This window comes from Hymenobacter mucosus (genome assembly GCF_900188255.1).
Lineage (GTDB): Bacteria > Bacteroidota > Bacteroidia > Cytophagales > Hymenobacteraceae > Hymenobacter > Hymenobacter mucosus.
In genome coordinates, this window is sequence record NZ_FZNS01000004.1 from 487,364 (window position 1) to 504,264 (window position 16,901).

Genomic DNA, 16,901 nt, shown 5'->3' on the forward strand with positions numbered 1-16,901 from the left:
GATCTTACTCTTTGTCCCGCCTGTCTTGTTTGGCCTTCTATTGGTGGTGTTTCAAGGCAACGACAAGTTGAGGCTTACTCGTGAGCTGCCTTACTTACCCTGGCAATTCTTGGTTATGGGTGTTGCAGGGGCCATTGCTACGGCCGGTGGCGTACTAGACTGGCGCTACCACCGCAACCCGCTCAACTTAAAAATTCCTAAAAAAGAGCGGGACGCCGAAGCGGCGGCGCTGGGCCTGGGCGGCGTGCCAATGTTTGTGCTGATGTGGCTGGCCATGATGCAGTCCAACCCCGCCACCTGGCTAATCCCCATCTTACTGGTGTTGATATACACCGTAGTGGCTATCAGCTACGATGAGTTCGTTTTTCACATCAAACGTTGCGGGCCGCTGGAAACCGCCTATCATCGGATGCTGGTGTTTGGCAACGGAGTTGCCTGGTTGGCCTGGTTTCATTTTATCTTCTGTTGATGACGGTCGGGCGCTTGCTAAGCGAGAGTAAAAGGCAGTTCGATAAGCGGCCAGCGCAAGTACAGCAGGTTTTTTCCAGCAATATGTTTGCCGTGGGTGCCCGCTGGATGTTCGAGAAGCTGCACGAAGACGACGAATTGGGAGCTGTAGCGGTATTTGATCCTTCTATCAATTTCAGGTATTACGGCTATTTGAAGTACGGCACTAGCTTGCTGGCTTTCCTAACTTCTTGCTTCGCCTTCGGAAAGCTGCACTTGTTGCTGATGCCGCTGGCGGTACTGGTTTTTTATGTATTCGAAGTGCATTTCCTGTTTTTGTTTCCCTTGCTGCTTGACCGGGTCGAGAACCCCATCCTAACAAGCATCAAACAGACCTACCTAACTGGCTTCATTAAAGCCCTGCTTTGGGTGTTCATCATAGCCATGTACATGCTGTCGGGGCTGCTGAACCCTCGAAATCCGTGGCGCAAATGGCATATCGGCTGTTTATCAATTGTACTCTGGTATAGGTATGAAGTTAGAGATAGGGTATAACCATGACTTTGAGGTGCGGGAAGAAACCTACCTGACCGCCACTGGACCCAACTTCACTGTCCTCTACCTCTCCGATCTGCACCTGACTCGTTGGAGCGGCCCCACCATCAGCAAACTCGAACAAACCATTACCCGGTTGAATCCTCGAATACTGTTGCTCGGCGGCGACTATGTGGATTGCGCCAAAGGCCTCCCGCACTTCGCCCGGCTCATGGAGTTCCTGGCGAACCGGGAGTTGGTATTTGCAGTGGCAGGAAATCATGACGTTTTCTTTGGCGTAGAGCGGCTGAGACAGTTGGCCGAACGCAACAACCTGGTATGGCTGACGGATACGGCGGCTGACATTACGCTCGATGGTCACCAGGTCCGGATTTCCCCTGCCCCCACTACCGAGCGGGTTGAGGGTTTGGGTTTTAGCATTCTATGCCTGCACAAGCCCCTTGACATAACCACGCTAGGTTGCCCTCCCGAGTTGGTATTCGCCGGCCATTTACACGGTAGCCAGTTTGTGTTTTGGCAATCCACCAAGGGCCTTTTTCCTGGCAGAGTATTCTACCGGTGGAATATTTTAAAAACCACGGTCGGCCGTAGCCTCTACCTCATCAGCAAAGGCTTAGGCGACACGCTACCAATACGGTACAATTGCAAGAAGGACGTTGTTTTCGTGACCGTCAAGCGCTTAGCCTGAATTCAAACATTCAGTCCAACAGCTATCAGGTACAAGTAATTAAAGCCTCCTACTCCTATTTACAAGCCCTATGAAATTCTTACTTGCCGTTACCCTGGCCGCCGTGTACGGATTGCTAATTCGGTTATTGTTTGGCTCCGCGAATGGCTTGCTGGAAATTATGAGTGTCACCTTCCTGTTTTTGGTGCCCTCGCTCATCGGATTTCTAACGGTTATACTGATGCCAGCCAGAAAAATAACTTCTGGCACCGCGGCCTTCTTTACGCCCTGGCTTACCAGTTCAGTACTGCTGGTAGTTACTATACTGCTGAATATGGAGGGTACTATCTGCTGGCTGATGGCTTTCCCAATTTTCGCGGTAGCCGCCGGCGCTGGGGGCGTATTGGCCTACTGGCTGCGCAAGCCTAAACCCAAAGACCTGAACGCAAACAACTGGCAACGGCCTAACACGCTGCAGGTGTCCTTGGTGTTTGTTGTGCCATTGCTACTGGGTGCCGTTGAGGGAGAAAAAGCGTTAGCACCCAAGCAAATGGTCATTGAAAGGGCCGTAATCATCAACGCGCCAGCTGCGGACATTTGGAAGAAGCTAATTAGCAACAAGCATCTAGGCCAGCACACAAACAAAACGTCTTTTTCGACGCTGCTCGGCTTTCCCAAACACGTGAGCACTACCCTGGACACGCTGCTTGTTGGCGGCACCCGAATGGCTTATTACGAAAAAGGCCTGTACTTCAAGGAAACCGTAACCCAGTACCAGCCGGAGCGCCTGCTCGTGCTACGCGTCGATGCCAATCCCAACGCCACTCCTGCGGCTGTCATGGATGAGCACATCTTGATTGGAGGCAAGCACCTCGACATTCTGGAAGATGTGTATGACTTGCGCCCTCTACCTGGGGGCCGCACCCGGCTGGCACTCTCAAGCCGGTTTTACATTAACACCCCTTTCAACTGGTACGCTGGTATCTGGGCGCACTACTTAATGACTGACATCTTGGAGGGCGAGCTTAATCTGATTGCGGAACAAGCACCGACTACCCTGTAGGTAGGGTAAAGCAGAAGAGTTGCGAGAAAGGCGCCCGAGCGCAAAGCCCGAAAACCTTGAAAATAAAACGCCCCGCCGAAAGCACGTAGCTTTCGGCGGGGCGTTTTACTATGCGAAACTGCTGGCTACATCTCGGCCAACATTTCCCAACGGTCGTTAAGTTGAGCCAGTTCTTTCTTCACCTGCTCAAATTTTACGGTCGCGTCTTTTAGCTGAGCGGTGTTTTGGTAAATCTGGGGGTCGGCGAGTTGCTTTTCATAAACGGCCAACTCCTTTTCACGCTCATCAATCTTGGCCTCTACCTCTGCCAGCTCCTTCAACGCCTTTTTCTGATCGGGTGAAGGAGTTTTGGCGGGCGAAGCTTCCACTTTTTTCTCCTCCTTGGGCAGCGGCTTAGGTGCAGACGGCGAAGGCAGGCCCGCTTTCTTGGCTGCCTTTTCCCGGTCTTCCTGCCACTGCTCGTACTCGGCGTAGGTGCCGGGGTATTCCTTCAGTTGGTAGTCTTCGATGTACCAGATCTTGTTGGCCACGTTCTCCACAAAGAACCGGTCGTGGCTGATGACGATGTAGGTACCTTCATACTGATCTAGGGCCTGAATCAGGATGTTCACCGACTGCATATCCAAGTGGTTAGTCGGTTCGTCAAGCAGCAGGAAGTTAGCTTCCGAAATCAGGGTTTTGGCCAGGGCCACGCGGCTTTTCTCGCCCCCGCTGAGCACCTTGATTTTCTTGTACACCTCGTCGCCGGTGAACAGGAAGGAACCCAGCACTGAGCGCAATTCCATTTCGGTGCGCTTCGAGCCGGCCTCAATCATCTCCTGCAGAATCTCGTTCTCAATGCGCAGGCTTTCTAGCTGGTGCTGCGCGTAGAACGACATGATGACGTTGTGACCCAACTGGTGGTTGCCGTTGGTGGGCGCCTCCTGGCCCGCCACCAAGCGCATCAGCGTGGACTTGCCCTTACCGTTGGCCCCAATCAGGGCAATTTTGTCGCCCCGCTCGATGTGCACGTGGGTGTCTCGGAAGATGAGCTTTTCGCCGTATTTCTTGCCCACGTGCTCCATGCGCAGAATGTGGCGGCCGGGAGTCACGGTGAAGTTGAATTTGATGTTCACGCGGGCATCGTCGGCGGCCACATCCTCGATGCGCTCCAGCTTATCCAGCGCCTTCACACGGCTCTGGGCCTGCTTGGCTTTGCTGGCCTTGGCCTTGAATCGCTCAATAAACCGCTCGGCTTGCCGAATTTGAGCTTGCTGGTTTTCGAAAGCGCCTTTCTGGATGGCGTTGCGCTCTTCCTTCTCTTCGAGGTAGAACGAATAGTTGCCCGCATACGGCACCAGCTTGCCGCCCGTCACCTCCACGGTGGTGTTGGTGGTACGGTCCAGGAACTCCCGGTCGTGGCTCACAATAATAACGGCTCCTTCGTACCCGGCCAGGTAGTTTTCTATCCACTTGATAGACGGCAAGTCCAAGTGGTTGGTGGGTTCGTCGAGGAGCAGCAAGGAAGGCTGTTGCAGCAGGATTTTAGCCAACATCACGCGCATGCGCCAGCCACCCGAGAACAGTTTCAGCGGCCGTTGCAATTCCTCCGTGGTGAAGCCCAGACCTTCCAGGATTTCTTCGGCGCGGGCCTGCATGGTATAGCCGCCCAGCGCCTCGAAGCGCTCCTGCAGATTGGCCAGCTTCTCTACCAAGTCGTCGGTATAGTTGGTTTCAAACTCCAACAGCACCTCGTCGATTTTTTTCTGCACATCCAGTGCCTCAGCAAAGGCCTGCATGGCCACGATCAGAATTGATTCGTGGGAGTCGTAGCTGAGCAAATCCTGGTTTAGAAAACCCAGGCTTACCTCCTTACTCATGGAGATACTCCCCCCATCGGGCTTGTATTCGCCCACCAGAATACGCAGCAGCGTGGATTTGCCCCGGCCGTTCAGCCCAATGAGGCCAATCTTATCCTTGGGCTTGATATGGAGGCTGGCTTTGTCGTAGAGCGTACGCGAGCCGAAATGAAAGTCGAGGTCGGTAATGGAAATCATCCTACTTTGCTATGAAGCTGCAAAGGTACGAGGTTTAAGTAGAGGAGCTTTATGTACGCTGCCCTAAAGAATACAAGATACCCGTTGGGCACCCCCTCCTGATACTAGAGCTGCCGTACTGTGCTGTTGAAACTTGTACGAGCGTTTACATGTCGGGCATAGAGAGGGGCAGTACCAACCAAGGCCCCTTACCTCTCCTGATAGTACCGGCGCCCTAGCACTGGGCTGCCAAGCACCATCTGCGTACTCATCCCTTACGTATCTGCTGATGGTAAATACTTGTTATATAACAAGATATACAGGTTTAGTTCGTTGGCGCAAAGAGTTGCATGAAACACTTTATTCTCTGGGTAGCACTGTTCCTGCCGCTGGGCGCTTCAGCCACAGATACGCTGAACATCCGGCTGTACCGGCACGCGCTGGAAGCTCCCGAAACCCGAAACGTTCCTAGCTTGGTTACCTACCTCGTGGAAGCCGCGCGTACTAAGCAGGAGCGGGCTGAGGTTATCTTCTACTGGATAACGAGTCACATTGCCTACGACCTTAGCTCGCAGGAGTACAGCACCTATGCCCACGTGGCGGCTGAGACGACCTTGCGCCGACGTAAGACTATTTGCTCGGGCTACACGCAGCTATATGCAACCATGGCGAGCTACGCGGGCTTGCAGTGCCGCACCATCATTGGCTACACCACTACCCCGTATCAGAGCGGCTCCCACGCCTGGAATGCCGTACTGCTTGACAACCGGTGGCGCTTAGTAGACGCTACGTGGGGTAGTGGCGGCACGGTAGCCGGAACAGCTACCTTCGTTCAGCAACTAGACCTGCGCTACTTATTTGCGGACCCCGACTTTCTGCTTACCACGCACCTGCCCAACGATAGTCGCTGGCAATTGGCTGCCAACCCAATCAATCTGGGTATTTTTCGGGGGCAGCTTTGGCAGCGCAAGCGAGAAGTCCTGTATCAAGACGAAGCATACTTGGCCTTCTCGCAGCGCACAGCCCTCCTGCTAGAAAAGAATCTTAACTGAGCTGCTTCCGCGGGCCCTCCCTACTAGGCAGTACTAACCGCTTGGGCCTACCCTCGTACATCTGCGCATGAACCGTCGTCTTTTCCTACCCTTCGCTCTTCTCCTAAGCCTTGCCGCCGGTTGCCGTTCCGAGCAAGAAACCGCCGTGGCGGAAGCCCGCGACACCGTTCCATCGAACCTGAACCGGGAGGTTTCGAAAACCGAAAAAGTAGGCAAAACGGCCCGGAGCCATGCCTACATTAAGCGCTTCTACCAAGAACAAGGCGACTACTTTGTAACGGTGGATTACATTCAGTACCTAACTGGCAATGCCGCCATAGCTGCCGCCCGCCGCCGGGGCGACGCAGCCGCGGACGTGCAAAACGGCGACACGGTGTACTCTGTCTTCAATGACTACTACATCATCAACGACGACACCAAGCAACGCATCTTGCAGCTGAGCCCGGAGGCCGCCTTTATGCTGTGGGATAAGTCGGCGGCACTCCGCCGCTACACCGCTACTCCCGCCGAAGTAATGGCCCTCGATACGGCTCTTCTGCGCTACGCCCCATTCATTGTGGAAACCAAGCGGGGAATCGTAACCAACCTCACGGAGCAGTTTATCCCGTAAGCTTGCCCCCTTTTCAACCCACTGCGGGCCGTACCACCTAGTTGTAGTTCCCGGCATTTGCGCCAGTATAGAACCACAGCTAGGGCGTACGGCCCGCCTTTTTAGGCTACCCCCTACCCTACAAACGGCGCCTTGAACGTTGGCGCGGTGCGTTTCTTAGATGCTTGCTCGTAGGCGTACGCCAGGGTCAACAATGGGCCCTCCTGGTAAGCGCCACCCACAAATGAGAGGCCCACGGGCAGCCCGTGCACCTGGCCCATGGGCACCGTAATGTGTGGGTAGCCCGCCATAGCTGCCGGCGATGAGAAGCCCGGCCCACCTCCGGAGTCGCCGTTAATCAAGTCGATGCACCGGGCGGGAGCATTGGTAATGGCTACGAGGCCGTCGAGCTTGTTTTCGCGCAGTACCGTGTCAATAGCGGTGCGGGCGCCCTGGTGCGATTTGCGCAGGGCGGCCTGGTACTTGGCACTTTCCAGCCCCTCCAGCTTGTCGGAAGCTTCCAGAATTTCCTGCTGGAAGAAGGGCATGGCTTTGGCCTTGTTCTCGGTGTTGAAGCGAATGACGTCGGTGAGGGTTTTTACGCCCGCCCCGGCCGTAGCCAAGTACTTGTTTACCCCGTCTTTGAACTCGTAGAGCAGCACGTCGTACTCCGCTTCGCCCAGCGGATCGGTCAGCTTTTCTACCTCTACTTCCACCACAGTAGCGCCCTGCGCCTTGAGCAGTTCCACGGCCTGTTTCAGCAGCGGAATGGCATCGGAGGCTCCCTTCAGGTGACCCTTCTCCACGCCTAGGCGCTTGCCTTTGAGTCCGTTCGGGTCCAGGAAGGTAGTGTAGTCGGGCTGGGTTTTGCCGGCGCTTTCCTTGGTTACGGCGTCTGCCGCATCTTCCCCGGCCAGCGGGCCCAGCAGAATAGCCGCGTCGCGAACGGTACGCGTCATGGGCCCTGCGGTGTCCTGGGTGGCCGATATAGGGATGATGCCGCTCCGGCTCCATAGGCCCACGGTAGGCTTGATGCCAACCAAACCACTGCACGAGGCCGGCGACACAATAGAGCCATCGGTTTCGGTACCAATGGCCAGGGCGCACAGGTTGGCCGAGGCCGCCGCACCCGAGCCGGCGCTAGAGCCGCTGGGCGTTCGGTCGAGGATGTAGGGGTTTTTGGTTTGGCCGCCGCGGCTGCTCCACCCGCTGGTGCTGCGCGTGGAACGGAAGTTTGCCCATTCGCTCAGGTTGGTTTTGCCCAGCACAATAGCCCCAGCCTCGCGCAGCTTTTTAATAATAAACGCATCCTGCTGGGCTTTGTGGCCCGCCAGCGCTAAAGAGCCGGCAGTAGTTTGCTGTTGGTCGGCCGTGTCAATGTTGTCTTTGATGAGCACCGGAATACCGTGCAAAGGTCCCCGGAGCTTGCCGTTTTTACGCTCTTGGTCCAGCTGATCGGCCAGCTTCAGGGCGTCGGGGTTGGTTTCAATAACGGAGTTCAGCTTGGGGCCTGCTTTATCGAGCTGCTCGATGCGCTGCAAGTACAGCTCCGTGATGCGGCGCGCTGTGAGCTGCCCACTTTTCATCTTCTCCTGCAAGTCGGTAGCGGTGGCTTCGTGCAGTTCAAAGCTGGTGTCAGCGCCATCTGCGTCGGCTTCCTCAGGTTGGTTATTGTTGGGGGTAGTAGAGCAGGCGCCTAGAGAAACGGTAGATAGGGCCAGGCCGGCTAACGAGCCGTTACGCAGGAAAATTCGACGATTCATGCAGCAGTTCAGATTTAGGCCCTCAAGATAAAAGCCAAAGGACGGCCAGCAGCTATTCTTTCGGGTAAAAGAATTCTGCTACCTGTGCCGCGGCCGCCAATGGCAGAAAATGCCCGTCATTTTACACTTACCCGGGTGCTAGTCTGAGCGTATGTAGCTGAACACTACATCTTCACTCCACTGCACTCCTCATGTCTATTCTATCCGCTTGGCCCCGCGCTACTTCGCAGCTCACTTCGGGTGCCCTCCTGCTCCTCGTCTTGCTAGCTGCCCCCGGCTGCTCCGACGATGACGACGACCCGGTTACGGATGCGGAGGGGCCCGACTTGGTGAGCTTCACGCAGCCCAACCTGTATCCTGAGGGGGTACAATACGACGCTAAAAACAAGTACTTCCTGGTTGGCTCGCAAACGGCCGGGGCCGTGGGCATGGTGCACGAAGATGGTCACTACATGCAGTTTGCCGACAATGCTGCCCTAGTTTCCAGCATTGGAATGAACTTGGATGAAGGCCGCAACCGCCTGCTGGTAGCCGTGTCAGACCCAGGCTATAATGCCCAACGCACCGCAGCTGCCACGCAGCGCAAGCTCGCGCGCCTGGTCATCATCAACCGCGACAATGGGCAAGTGACAAGCACCGTAGACTTGGGCGGCTTAAAGCCCGGCCAAAACCACTTCGCCAACGACATTGCCGTGGATGCCCAGGGCAACGCCTATATAACAGACAGCTTTTCGCCGGTCATCTACAAAGTGGATGTGCAGGGTGTGGCTAGCATTTTCCTGGAAAATGCACAGCTAGCGGCTCCTGCGGGTTCTTTTGGGCTCAACGGCATTGTCTACCATCCCGATGGATACTTGCTGGTAGCTAAATCCGACGAGGGCGCCATCTTCAAGATTCCCCTGACTAACCCGGCTGGGCTTACCAAGGTCACGATTAGCCAAGATTTGAAGGGCATTGACGGTATGCTACTTCTCGACAACACTACCCTGCACGTGGTAACCAACGCCCAAGCCAAAGTGTACCGGCTAACTACCGCCACTGCCTGGACTGCGGCCACGGCTACGGGCACCTTCACCACGCCGCCTCAATACCCCACTACCCTGGCCCGCCGATCTGCCGCCGAAACCTATGTACTGTACTCTAACCTGAATGCGCTGCAAGCCAAGCAAAACCCGCCGGTATCCCAGTTCAGCATCGCAAAAGTGAAGTTCTAGGCCTTTTGGCGGCAAACCATGTAAGCCCCTACTGCTCATGCAACACCAAAGGTGCTAGGCGAGTAGTAGGGGCTTTAGATTGGAACTGTAGTGCCGGAGCAGCGGCTTATTCGCCTTCACTCAAGTTACGGGCTATCTTCTTGGGAATACCTACGCTGTTGAGTGCGCCGCTTACCAGGCCCTGCCGCCACAGCGTAAACACTGAGTAGCGAAGCTCCCGGCGCGACAAAATCTGGCCTTCTTTGAGCGGCTTACCAGGTTTGCGCGGGTTGTTGTCGCGGACGGCAATGCCGTTGATCAGCGACGTTTCTACGCGCTTCAGCAAACCGGCCTTGTTATTTTTGTTGAGCAATTGCAACTTCAAATCCGTGTACTCGCCCCACATGGTACCCACAGCTTGCTGCTGATCTAGGCGCATCTGAAACCGGATGCGCTGCACGGTGCCGCTACGGAAAGCCACGCCACGCGTGGGAATGGTCATGGGGTTCAGAATACCCAGCGAGGCCGTAGTAAACACCCCGCTTAAGGTGTGCCTGCCGGTGGGGTCGAGTAAGTTGGCCCGCAAGCTCAAGCGGGCAGCACATTGGTTTTGCAGCCGGCCACTCGCCTCGCCCGTGAGCGGATGGGCAGCACTCATGCGGCGCGGGTCGTTGCTGAAGTTGCGGAGCGTAACGGCCAGTTGGTTAATGGACAGGGTGCCGGGCTGAGGGTCACGCGGGGAGCGGTACACCATGTTCACCGTACCCCGCCGAATGCGTACCCGGTCAATGGAAATCTGGAAGGGTAACGCGGCTAGGGCCTCCGGCGTCGCCACCGACTGCTTGGGGTTCTGCGCAAAACGACCATCGCCGGTGGTGTGCACCAAGCCGTTACGCAGGGTCAGTTGGCGGGCAATAAGCTGATGGTCGCGCAAGGCCTTGTGGTAGTTGAGCCCCGCTACGGCTAGCTCCGACAGCCGCACCACGATACGCGATACAGCATGTTTTTTCCGGCGGGACATTTTTACTACGTCCATGGTGGGCGTAAGGCCCAGGTTGGTCAGGTGGAGTTGCTGGGTGCGTGTATCGGCCCGCAGTGCTTGCCAGGCTAGCGTATAGTAGGGTGCATCAAGCGTAGCGCGCATGCGGCCGGTCTGCACCGCCCAGGCACGGGCATAATACAGTGTACTATGGTTACGCGGCAGCACCTGCACATCGGTTGCTTGCAGGCGCACATTGCGCAGAGTGGGCGCTTGGTCTAGCCCGTCAAGGCGCATGGTCTCGTTGCGGAAAAGCATGTGCCCCAGGCGGAATTCTGTGAAATATGCGGCTAGTAGCTCGTGCAGGGGCGGCGGCGGTGTGGCGGGCAGGGTCAGGGCCAAGTGCGTCAGTGTGAGGCGGAGCGAATCGGCCCGAAACCGCCGCCGCGCCAGCCCTGCCACATCCAGACCCGTCAGGGCCAGGTGTGGCACCACCGTTTGCACGCGGATAGCGGCCGTACGCTGGGCGCTGATCGGCGTGCCCGGATGTACCACCGCCGAATCCAGCGTGAGCTTCCCTGTTTCCGAGGACACTTGCCCCCGCACAAGGCGTAGCGTATGGCCGGGCACTTGCACTACCAAGCCTCGCACTTGCCCGGCCACTGCGGCCGCGTAGCCTAGGCGGCCGGAGTCGGAAGCACCGGCAGCGTTTAGCAGCACGTCACGCAGCACCACAGTGCTTTGGCCTACCTGCACCGTGGGGTGCAGTAGCTGTCCATAGCGTACCTGCGTATGACGCACAGCTAAGCTCCTCAGACGAATGCCCGCCACCGGCAGCCGGACATGTAGCGGTTGGGAAGAAGCTGTTTTGGGGAGGGCTGCCAGATGGAGGTTCAGAGAATCGAGCCCGATACTATCTATGGGTACTAGGTTACGGCGGAGCAGTGCTACCAGCCCCACCCCTACTACATCCAGCCGGCCCAGGCGCAGCTGCAAACGGGGCAAGGAAGCTGTATCGGGCGAAGTGCCAGCGGCGGTGCGCAGGCGGATGTTGCGCAAGTGTACTGTTCCTTGCCAGAGCTTGGTGTCCAGACTGCCAATGCGTAAGAGGTAGCGGCCCTGGCTTTGCCGGGCTACTTGCTGCTCGGCTTGCCGGCGCAGCCAGGGGTCAAGGAGCTGGCTGGCAGCTAGGAGTAGCCCACCTAATACCAGCCCAATACCTAGCAACCACCATAGCCAGCGGTGCTGGGTAGGGCGCTTGGGTGGGGGCGGCTGGTGTATAGGAAGCGCAACAGTTGGCAGCACGGCAACGAGAATAAGCCTATGTAAACGGGGGCGGCGGGGCGAAGTTGGTAGTGCATTGGGGCCGGAACCCCTATCTTCGCTAGTATCGTAGGGAAGTGTGCGCCTAACCATATCTGATATGCCTGATTCTACTGCGCTGGCTGAGGCCCTGCTGGCGTCTTTCCGCCACAGCTTCCGTACCTATAAGAACCTGTCTGATGGGGCCCTGGCCCAGCTCAGCCCCGAGGAGTGGCTGCACGTAGCGGCTCCTGGCAGCAACAGCCCCGCCGTCATCGTACAGCACGTAATTGGCAACCTCCGCTCCCGCTTCACCGATTTTCTAACCACTGATGGGGAGAAGCCTACCCGGCAGCGCGACCAAGAGTTTGTGCAACCTGACTCGCTAACAGCAGTGGCTACGTTGCAACAGCAGTGGAACCCCGCCTGGCAGATTCTGTTTGACTTGCTCGACACCCTTCAGCCCGCCGACTTGCTACGTACCGTGACCATCCGGGGCGAAGCGCACACGGTGCTGACCGCTTTGCAGCGGCAGGTGGCCCACTATGCCTCGCACGCCGGGCAACTGGTGCTGCTGGGCAAACAAATACGAGGGCTCAATTGGCAAAACTTGAGCGTACCCCGTAATCAAAGTGAATTGTTTACCGCCGCCGTGCAAGCGCGCGCCAACCACTCGTAAGTGTTACCAGTATCTGATTCCATGCTCGCCATTACTTCTCTTCTGAACAGCCAGAGCGCCGAGCGGATCAACCGCCTCATCAAGAACCTGGAAACCGAGTTTGGCCTCGACGACGTGCAGGCTACCCCCGATCCGCACATCACCTACCAACTGGCGGGGGTGCGCAAGCTCTCGGCCCTAAAGCAAGTACTGCGTGATGTAGCCCGCACCACCCGGCCGTTTGTGGCCCACACTACTGGCCTGGGGGTATTTCCGGGTCCCAATCCCGTCATCTATATTCCGGTGTTGCGCTCCGACGACCTCAACCTACTGCACCACCGCATTTTGCAGGCTACGGCCCCGCTGTGTCTGCGCACCGACAAGTTCAGCGGCCCCGACTGCTGGCTGCCCCACATCTCGCTAGCCTTGCATGACACCACACCCGAGCTGCTGGGGCCGGTACTACAGTACCTCAACCAGCAAACATTCAACCTGAAGCTCGTCATCAACAACATCGCCATTCTGCGCCAAGAAGGTGAGTTGTTTGTGCAGGAGAAGAGCTTCCCGTTTGAGGCCCATAAGCACGACATCGTTCCTACCCTGTTTGAGGAGTCAACCACCCAAACTCAGGAAGATAACCAGGGCTTGTCTTGCTGACATGGGTAGGCGGCCTAGGCAGCCCCAACCGACCAACGGCATTGTTCGCGCATTTTTCGGCGACGTAGGGCAACAATTTCAGCCCCGCCCCCGACCTTTGCCGCTCTCAATCACCTTTTCTTTTGTATGACTTCATACTCCATAATTCTTGCGCTACACTCCTGGACGCGCTGGCTCGTTCTCATTTTCGGGCTGATTGCCGTATTCCGGGCTTTCGCCGGCCGCCAGGGCCGCCCCTGGACCGGCGCCGACAATGGCATGGGTGCCGCCTTTGTGGGCTCCATGCACTTGCAACTGCTACTAGGCCTTATTCTGTACTTCGCGTTGAGCAAGGTAGGCCTGAAGGCTTTTGATCAAGCGGGTGCGGCCGTGATGAAAAATGCAGGCAGCCGCTTCTTCGCCGTAGAGCACTTAGTAGGAATGATTCTGGCTGTAGTAGCTGCGCAAGTTGGTCGCACGCTGTCCAAGAAAGCCGTTGATCCTGTTGTGAAGCACAAAAAAGCCTTCACGTGGTTTCTGATTGCCCTGATACTGGTATTGCTGATGATTCCGTGGGGCATCTGGAACCCAGCCCGCCCCCTGTTTCGGTTCTAACCCGTACTGATGACTACACAAAAAAGCCTCCTGGAACTCACTCCAGGAGGCTTTTTTGTATTCTAGCCGGTAGAAGCCTACTGAGAGAGCAGGCTACACAAACATTCCGCCCGAAGCTTCTAGGCGCTGGGCATTCAGCCATTGGCCTTCTTCGGAGCAGAGAAAAGCCACCACACCGCCAATATCCTCAGGTTGTCCTACCCGGCCCAGGGCCGTTTGCGACGCTACGAACTGGTTTAGGTGGGCGTCATCGCGCACCCGCCCCCCGCCAAAGTCGGTAGCAATGGCGCCGGGTGCTACCACGTTGGCCGCAATACCGCGCGCCCCCAGCTCCTTGGCTTGGTAGCGGGTCAGTACTTCAATGGCTCCTTTCATAGTGGCGTAAGCTGAGGAGCCCGGCAGTGCAAAGCGAGCTAGGCCTGAGGAAACGTTGACAATGCGCCCACCGTCGGCGAGCAGCGGCAGGGCTTTTTGCGTTAAAAAGAAGGGGCCCTTCAAGTGAATGGCCACCATCTCGTCGAACTGGGCCTCAGTGGTGTCGGCGAAAGGAGCGTAGAGTGCTACCCCGGCATTGTTGATGAGGAAGTGAAACTGCTCGGCCTGGAAGGCGTCGTGCAGGGTAGTGCGTACCTGGGCAAAGAAACCGTCGAAGCTGTTGCTGTTGGCTACATCCAGCTGCAATGCCGCCGCCCGCCGGCCCAGGCCCTGAATTTCGGCTACCGCGGCAGCGGCTTCATCCTTGTTGCTGTGGTAGGTAAGCAGAACGTCGGTGCCCTTACGGGCGAGGCTCAGGGACATATCTCGGCCCAGGCCGCGGCTGCCGCCAGTTACCAGGGCTATCTTGTTTGTACTCATAACTTTCTTGGTTGAGGTGAACGGGGCAAAGGTGCCGCGCTGTGCTCCAGAAAGTATGGTGAGTAGTTCAGTTTAAATGGTGACAGTTTCCGAATGGGCGGCCCGCTGCTCGGCCCACACTTGCTCGCGGTACTGCTTGGGGGTGCACCCCGCAAAGCGTTTGAAGAACTTGGTGAAGTTGGACGGGTCGTAGGTCAGATTGGCGGCAATATCGGCCACGGAGCGCGCCGGGTTACGCAACAGTTCCCGCGCAACCTCCAGCAGCCGAGCCTCAAAATAATAGCAGGGCGGGTGGCCCGTTGTAAGCTTGATGGTATTACTTAGGTGCGTGGGGTGAATGTGCAGCTGATCGGCCAGGTCACGGATTTCCAGCATTTCCGTTGCCCGTCCGGCTACCACATCCTCAATATGCTGGTCGACCGCGCGCAGAAAGTCAGCCGTTATTTCGTGCTGGCGGGCCAAGAGTTTCTTAGGAATTGGAGTTGTTGCCATACCGTGAAGAAGCAAAAAGCTTCGGAATTGTTGTAGCCCCCGGGTTCCTGCTCTGCTCTTGTCTCGGCTGCCGCGGCCAGTAGTGGGCCCGTGCTTTAGTGCTGGTGCCCACTGCCTGCCTTGTCGGAGACTACGAACTGCCGTACCTCACCCTTTTCCCAGGCATCGGCGCCGGACAATACGGGGGGTGCCTGAATATCGGCCCGCTGCTGGCGTTTCTTGGCGCTGGAAACGCCCAGGCGTCGGTCGCGCTGCCCTACCATAGCCGTGTCCGTTTGGCCATCTTTGGTAAAGCCCATCATCAACTGCGGGCTACCGTAAGGAAGCTCTTTGTCGCGGTCGGTGTGCCAGGTATGGAGGGTCTTGCCGTAGGTGCTCACTACCTGTTCCATCAGCTCATGCTCGGCCGCGTCGGGTAGGCCCGGCGCTACCAGCGTCCCCGATTTTACTTCGTAGGCGTGGCTGTGCCAGAGCTTTTTTTCCTCTGCAGGGAGCTTCTCAAACAGCCGCCGCGACACGATGTATTCAATACCCATAATCTTGGCGCCGGGGCCGTTGCCATCGTAAATCACGCACTGGGTCACGTCCTCATTTAGTTTCTGGCAGAAGTGGTGCGCCTCCATTTGGGCTTTCTGGTTGCCATTATAGAAGTGAAATCCATCAAGGTAGATGTCGAGCTGACGTAGTGGAGCTTTGCCCTGAAGGATATCGGCCCCGGCTTCCAGCACAGTTGTCTTGGCTGATTTCTCGGCGCCCGGCGCTTGCACGGGCGACTTAGTGTTTTGGTCGCCGCAGCTTGACACCAGCACCAGCAGCAGACCGCCGGCCAGAAAGGATTGCATCGTCATATCGGTAGTAGGTAGTATTCTAGGACGTACGCGCTGGTGCAGGCCGTGTTATGGCCGCGCTTGGCTTAGGCGGCCAACAAGTGCCTGTTCATTGTGAAAGAGCAGGATGCCACCAGAGAATAGTATACGCAACCTCACCTCTCCGCTACCCAGCCTACCCTAGTACCATGCCCGCCATTTGATTTACGTAACTTTACTTCATGCACAAGTCTCATAGCCTCCACGACTTTTACCAGCAGAAAATCCATTGGCTGCCCGATACCCTACGGCAGGATATTGGCCACTTCAACGTGTTTCGGCTCGATGACTTTGTGGGACCCAGGGCTTGCCACCTACCCTACAGCCGCAAGGACTTCTACAAGATTACCCTTGTTACGGGCCGGAGCAACTACCACTACGCCGACAAAACCCTTGAAATCAGGGGCAACGCGCTGCTGTTTGCCAACCCTATGGTGCCCTACGACTGGGAACCGCTCGACGACGACCTAACGGGCTACTTCTGCATTTTCACGGAGGCCTTTCTGCAGCGGCATCTTGTTGGGGGCGTAGAGCTACCCATGTTTCAGCCCAGCGGGCAGCCCTTGTATACGCTCACTAATGAGCAGCTTCTTGCTACTCGCCAGCTATTTGAGAAGATGACGGCGGAAATAGATTCCGACTACGCGTTCAAGTACGACTTACTGCGCAACTACGTCTTCGAGCTAGTGCACAGCGCCATGAAGCTACAGCCTGCTACCACACTCTACCGGGGCAGCAGCGCCGCTACCCGCATTGCTTCCCTGTTTGCCGAGCTGTTGGAGCGTCAGTTTCCCATCGAAACGCCAGGGCAGCAGGTGCGCCTGCGCAATGCCCACGCCTTTGCCGGGCAGCTAGCCGTTCACGTCAATCACCTCAACCGCGCTCTGAAGGAGGTAACTGGCAAAACCACTACCCAGCTCATTGCGGAACGCCTTATACAGGAGGCCTACGCCTTGCTCAAGCACACCGATTGGAACGTATCGGAAATCAGCTACTGCTTGGGATTCGAGGAGCCGGCGCACTTCAACAACTTTTTTCGGAAGCACGCCCGCACCACACCTACTGCGCTACGCGTTGTTTGATTTTCGCAAGCATCTGTTTGATTATAGTAAACCCCTGGGCCTGCCCTGAATCTAGCTTTGCCCTACCCTATA

General features: G+C 56.9%; 17 protein-coding genes. 11 read left to right on the forward strand and 6 right to left on the reverse strand.

All coding sequences use genetic code 11. From position 1 onward, the window contains the following. Positions 1–25 precede the first annotated feature (25 nt). From CHB83_RS12020 to CHB83_RS12035, 4 genes are all read left to right on the forward strand, one after another. Positions 26–469 (forward strand): hypothetical protein, encoded by a 444-nt coding sequence (locus tag CHB83_RS12020; protein WP_245855336.1) that lies wholly within the window; start codon positions 26–28, stop codon positions 467–469. Continuing rightward, the gene (locus CHB83_RS12025; protein ID WP_089332793.1) at positions 469–1,002 is read left to right on the forward strand and encodes a hypothetical protein; all 534 of its coding nucleotides are present in this window, start codon (positions 469–471) and stop codon (positions 1,000–1,002) included. The genes CHB83_RS12020 and CHB83_RS12025 overlap by 1 nt, the downstream gene beginning before the upstream one ends. Further along, complete coding sequence (locus CHB83_RS12030; protein WP_045688269.1) at positions 980–1,690, forward strand: metallophosphoesterase; 711 nt, start codon at positions 980–982, stop codon at positions 1,688–1,690. Before CHB83_RS12025 ends, CHB83_RS12030 begins: the two co-directional genes overlap by 23 nt. A gap of 70 nt (positions 1,691–1,760) precedes the next feature. Next, a complete protein-coding gene (locus CHB83_RS12035) occupies positions 1,761–2,732 on the forward strand; it encodes a hypothetical protein (RefSeq protein WP_089332794.1) in 972 nt (323 codons plus the stop codon). A gap of 125 nt (positions 2,733–2,857) precedes the next feature. Here the strand turns inward: CHB83_RS12035 and CHB83_RS12040 are convergent, their stop codons facing one another. After that, a complete protein-coding gene (locus CHB83_RS12040; protein ID WP_089332795.1) occupies positions 2,858–4,768 on the reverse strand; it encodes an ABC-F family ATP-binding cassette domain-containing protein in 1,911 nt (636 codons plus the stop codon). Positions 4,769–5,097: 329 nt separating this feature from the next. Here CHB83_RS12040 and CHB83_RS12045 point away from each other — a divergent pair, with 329 nt between their 5' ends. Both CHB83_RS12045 and CHB83_RS12050 read left to right on the forward strand, forming a co-directional pair. Next, on the forward strand, positions 5,098–5,799 hold the full coding sequence (locus CHB83_RS12045; protein ID WP_089332796.1) for a transglutaminase domain-containing protein: 702 nt from the start codon (positions 5,098–5,100) through the stop codon (positions 5,797–5,799). Between the two features lie 67 nt (positions 5,800–5,866). Then, complete coding sequence (locus CHB83_RS12050) at positions 5,867–6,409, forward strand: hypothetical protein (RefSeq protein ID WP_089332797.1); 543 nt, start codon at positions 5,867–5,869, stop codon at positions 6,407–6,409. Between the two features lie 113 nt (positions 6,410–6,522). Here CHB83_RS12050 and CHB83_RS12055 read toward each other — a convergent pair whose 3' ends face one another. Beyond that, positions 6,523–8,151 (reverse strand): amidase, encoded by a 1,629-nt coding sequence (locus CHB83_RS12055; RefSeq protein WP_089332798.1) that lies wholly within the window; start codon positions 8,149–8,151, stop codon positions 6,523–6,525. Between the two features lie 191 nt (positions 8,152–8,342). Here CHB83_RS12055 and CHB83_RS12060 point away from each other — a divergent pair, with 191 nt between their 5' ends. Continuing rightward, on the forward strand, positions 8,343–9,365 hold the full coding sequence (locus CHB83_RS12060; RefSeq protein ID WP_089332799.1) for an SMP-30/gluconolactonase/LRE family protein: 1,023 nt from the start codon (positions 8,343–8,345) through the stop codon (positions 9,363–9,365). A 106-nt stretch (positions 9,366–9,471) separates the two neighbouring features. On the opposite strand, the gene CHB83_RS12065 is transcribed toward CHB83_RS12060, so the two are convergent. Continuing rightward, positions 9,472–11,628, reverse strand: a complete 2,157-nt coding sequence (locus CHB83_RS12065) for a DUF748 domain-containing protein (protein WP_179225520.1) — start codon at positions 11,626–11,628, stop codon at positions 9,472–9,474. 118 nt (positions 11,629–11,746) lie between these two features. Here CHB83_RS12065 and CHB83_RS12070 point away from each other — a divergent pair, with 118 nt between their 5' ends. The 3 genes from CHB83_RS12070 (at position 11,747) to CHB83_RS12080 (ending at position 13,534) form a co-directional block, all read left to right on the forward strand. Beyond that, entirely contained in the window at positions 11,747–12,304 is a 558-nt protein-coding gene (locus CHB83_RS12070; RefSeq protein ID WP_045688261.1) for a DUF1572 family protein, read from the forward strand. Between the two features lie 21 nt (positions 12,305–12,325). Beyond that, the gene (locus CHB83_RS12075; RefSeq protein WP_052695160.1) at positions 12,326–12,940 is read left to right on the forward strand and encodes a 2'-5' RNA ligase family protein; all 615 of its coding nucleotides are present in this window, start codon (positions 12,326–12,328) and stop codon (positions 12,938–12,940) included. A gap of 126 nt (positions 12,941–13,066) precedes the next feature. After that, positions 13,067–13,534: a hypothetical protein gene (locus CHB83_RS12080; RefSeq protein WP_089332801.1), complete on the forward strand. Its 468-nt coding sequence runs from the start codon at positions 13,067–13,069 to the stop codon at positions 13,532–13,534. Between the two features lie 93 nt (positions 13,535–13,627). Here the strand turns inward: CHB83_RS12080 and CHB83_RS12085 are convergent, their stop codons facing one another. The 3 genes from CHB83_RS12085 to CHB83_RS12095 form a co-directional block, all read right to left on the reverse strand. Then, positions 13,628–14,389: an SDR family oxidoreductase gene (locus CHB83_RS12085; RefSeq protein ID WP_045688259.1), complete on the reverse strand. Its 762-nt coding sequence runs from the start codon at positions 14,387–14,389 to the stop codon at positions 13,628–13,630. A 72-nt stretch (positions 14,390–14,461) separates the two neighbouring features. Beyond that, positions 14,462–14,881, reverse strand: coding sequence for a helix-turn-helix transcriptional regulator (locus tag CHB83_RS12090; protein WP_045688258.1), 420 nt, complete (start codon positions 14,879–14,881; stop codon positions 14,462–14,464). 95 nt (positions 14,882–14,976) lie between these two features. After that, on the reverse strand, positions 14,977–15,729 hold the full coding sequence (locus tag CHB83_RS12095; RefSeq protein WP_236705072.1) for an OBAP family protein: 753 nt from the start codon (positions 15,727–15,729) through the stop codon (positions 14,977–14,979). A gap of 200 nt (positions 15,730–15,929) precedes the next feature. Between CHB83_RS12095 and CHB83_RS12100 the strand changes: the two genes are divergently transcribed. Continuing rightward, a complete protein-coding gene (locus tag CHB83_RS12100; protein ID WP_089332802.1) occupies positions 15,930–16,829 on the forward strand; it encodes a helix-turn-helix domain-containing protein in 900 nt (299 codons plus the stop codon). The last annotated feature ends 72 nt before the right edge of the window (positions 16,830–16,901 follow it).

Excerpts from the sequence above, each read along its gene's own strand:
- CHB83_RS12025 (WP_089332793.1), top strand. The coding sequence starts at position 469 with ATGACGGTCGGGCGCTTGCTAAGCGAGAGTAAAAGGCAGTTCGATAAG.
- CHB83_RS12030 (WP_045688269.1), top strand. The coding sequence starts at position 980 with ATGAAGTTAGAGATAGGGTATAACCATGACTTTGAGGTGCGGGAAGAA.
- CHB83_RS12035 (WP_089332794.1), top strand. The coding sequence starts at position 1,761 with ATGAAATTCTTACTTGCCGTTACCCTGGCCGCCGTGTACGGATTGCTA.
- CHB83_RS12040 (WP_089332795.1), bottom strand. The coding sequence starts at position 4,768 with ATGATTTCCATTACCGACCTCGACTTTCATTTCGGCTCGCGTACGCTC.
- CHB83_RS12045 (WP_089332796.1), top strand. The coding sequence starts at position 5,098 with ATGAAACACTTTATTCTCTGGGTAGCACTGTTCCTGCCGCTGGGCGCT.
- CHB83_RS12050 (WP_089332797.1), top strand. The coding sequence starts at position 5,867 with ATGAACCGTCGTCTTTTCCTACCCTTCGCTCTTCTCCTAAGCCTTGCC.
- CHB83_RS12055 (WP_089332798.1), bottom strand. The coding sequence starts at position 8,151 with ATGAATCGTCGAATTTTCCTGCGTAACGGCTCGTTAGCCGGCCTGGCC.
- CHB83_RS12060 (WP_089332799.1), top strand. The coding sequence starts at position 8,343 with ATGTCTATTCTATCCGCTTGGCCCCGCGCTACTTCGCAGCTCACTTCG.
- CHB83_RS12070 (WP_045688261.1), top strand. The coding sequence starts at position 11,747 with ATGCCTGATTCTACTGCGCTGGCTGAGGCCCTGCTGGCGTCTTTCCGC.
- CHB83_RS12075 (WP_052695160.1), top strand. The coding sequence starts at position 12,326 with ATGCTCGCCATTACTTCTCTTCTGAACAGCCAGAGCGCCGAGCGGATC.
- CHB83_RS12080 (WP_089332801.1), top strand. The coding sequence starts at position 13,067 with ATGACTTCATACTCCATAATTCTTGCGCTACACTCCTGGACGCGCTGG.
- CHB83_RS12085 (WP_045688259.1), bottom strand. The coding sequence starts at position 14,389 with ATGAGTACAAACAAGATAGCCCTGGTAACTGGCGGCAGCCGCGGCCTG.
- CHB83_RS12090 (WP_045688258.1), bottom strand. The coding sequence starts at position 14,881 with ATGGCAACAACTCCAATTCCTAAGAAACTCTTGGCCCGCCAGCACGAA.
- CHB83_RS12095 (WP_236705072.1), bottom strand. The coding sequence starts at position 15,729 with ATGACGATGCAATCCTTTCTGGCCGGCGGTCTGCTGCTGGTGCTGGTG.
- CHB83_RS12100 (WP_089332802.1), top strand. The coding sequence starts at position 15,930 with ATGCACAAGTCTCATAGCCTCCACGACTTTTACCAGCAGAAAATCCAT.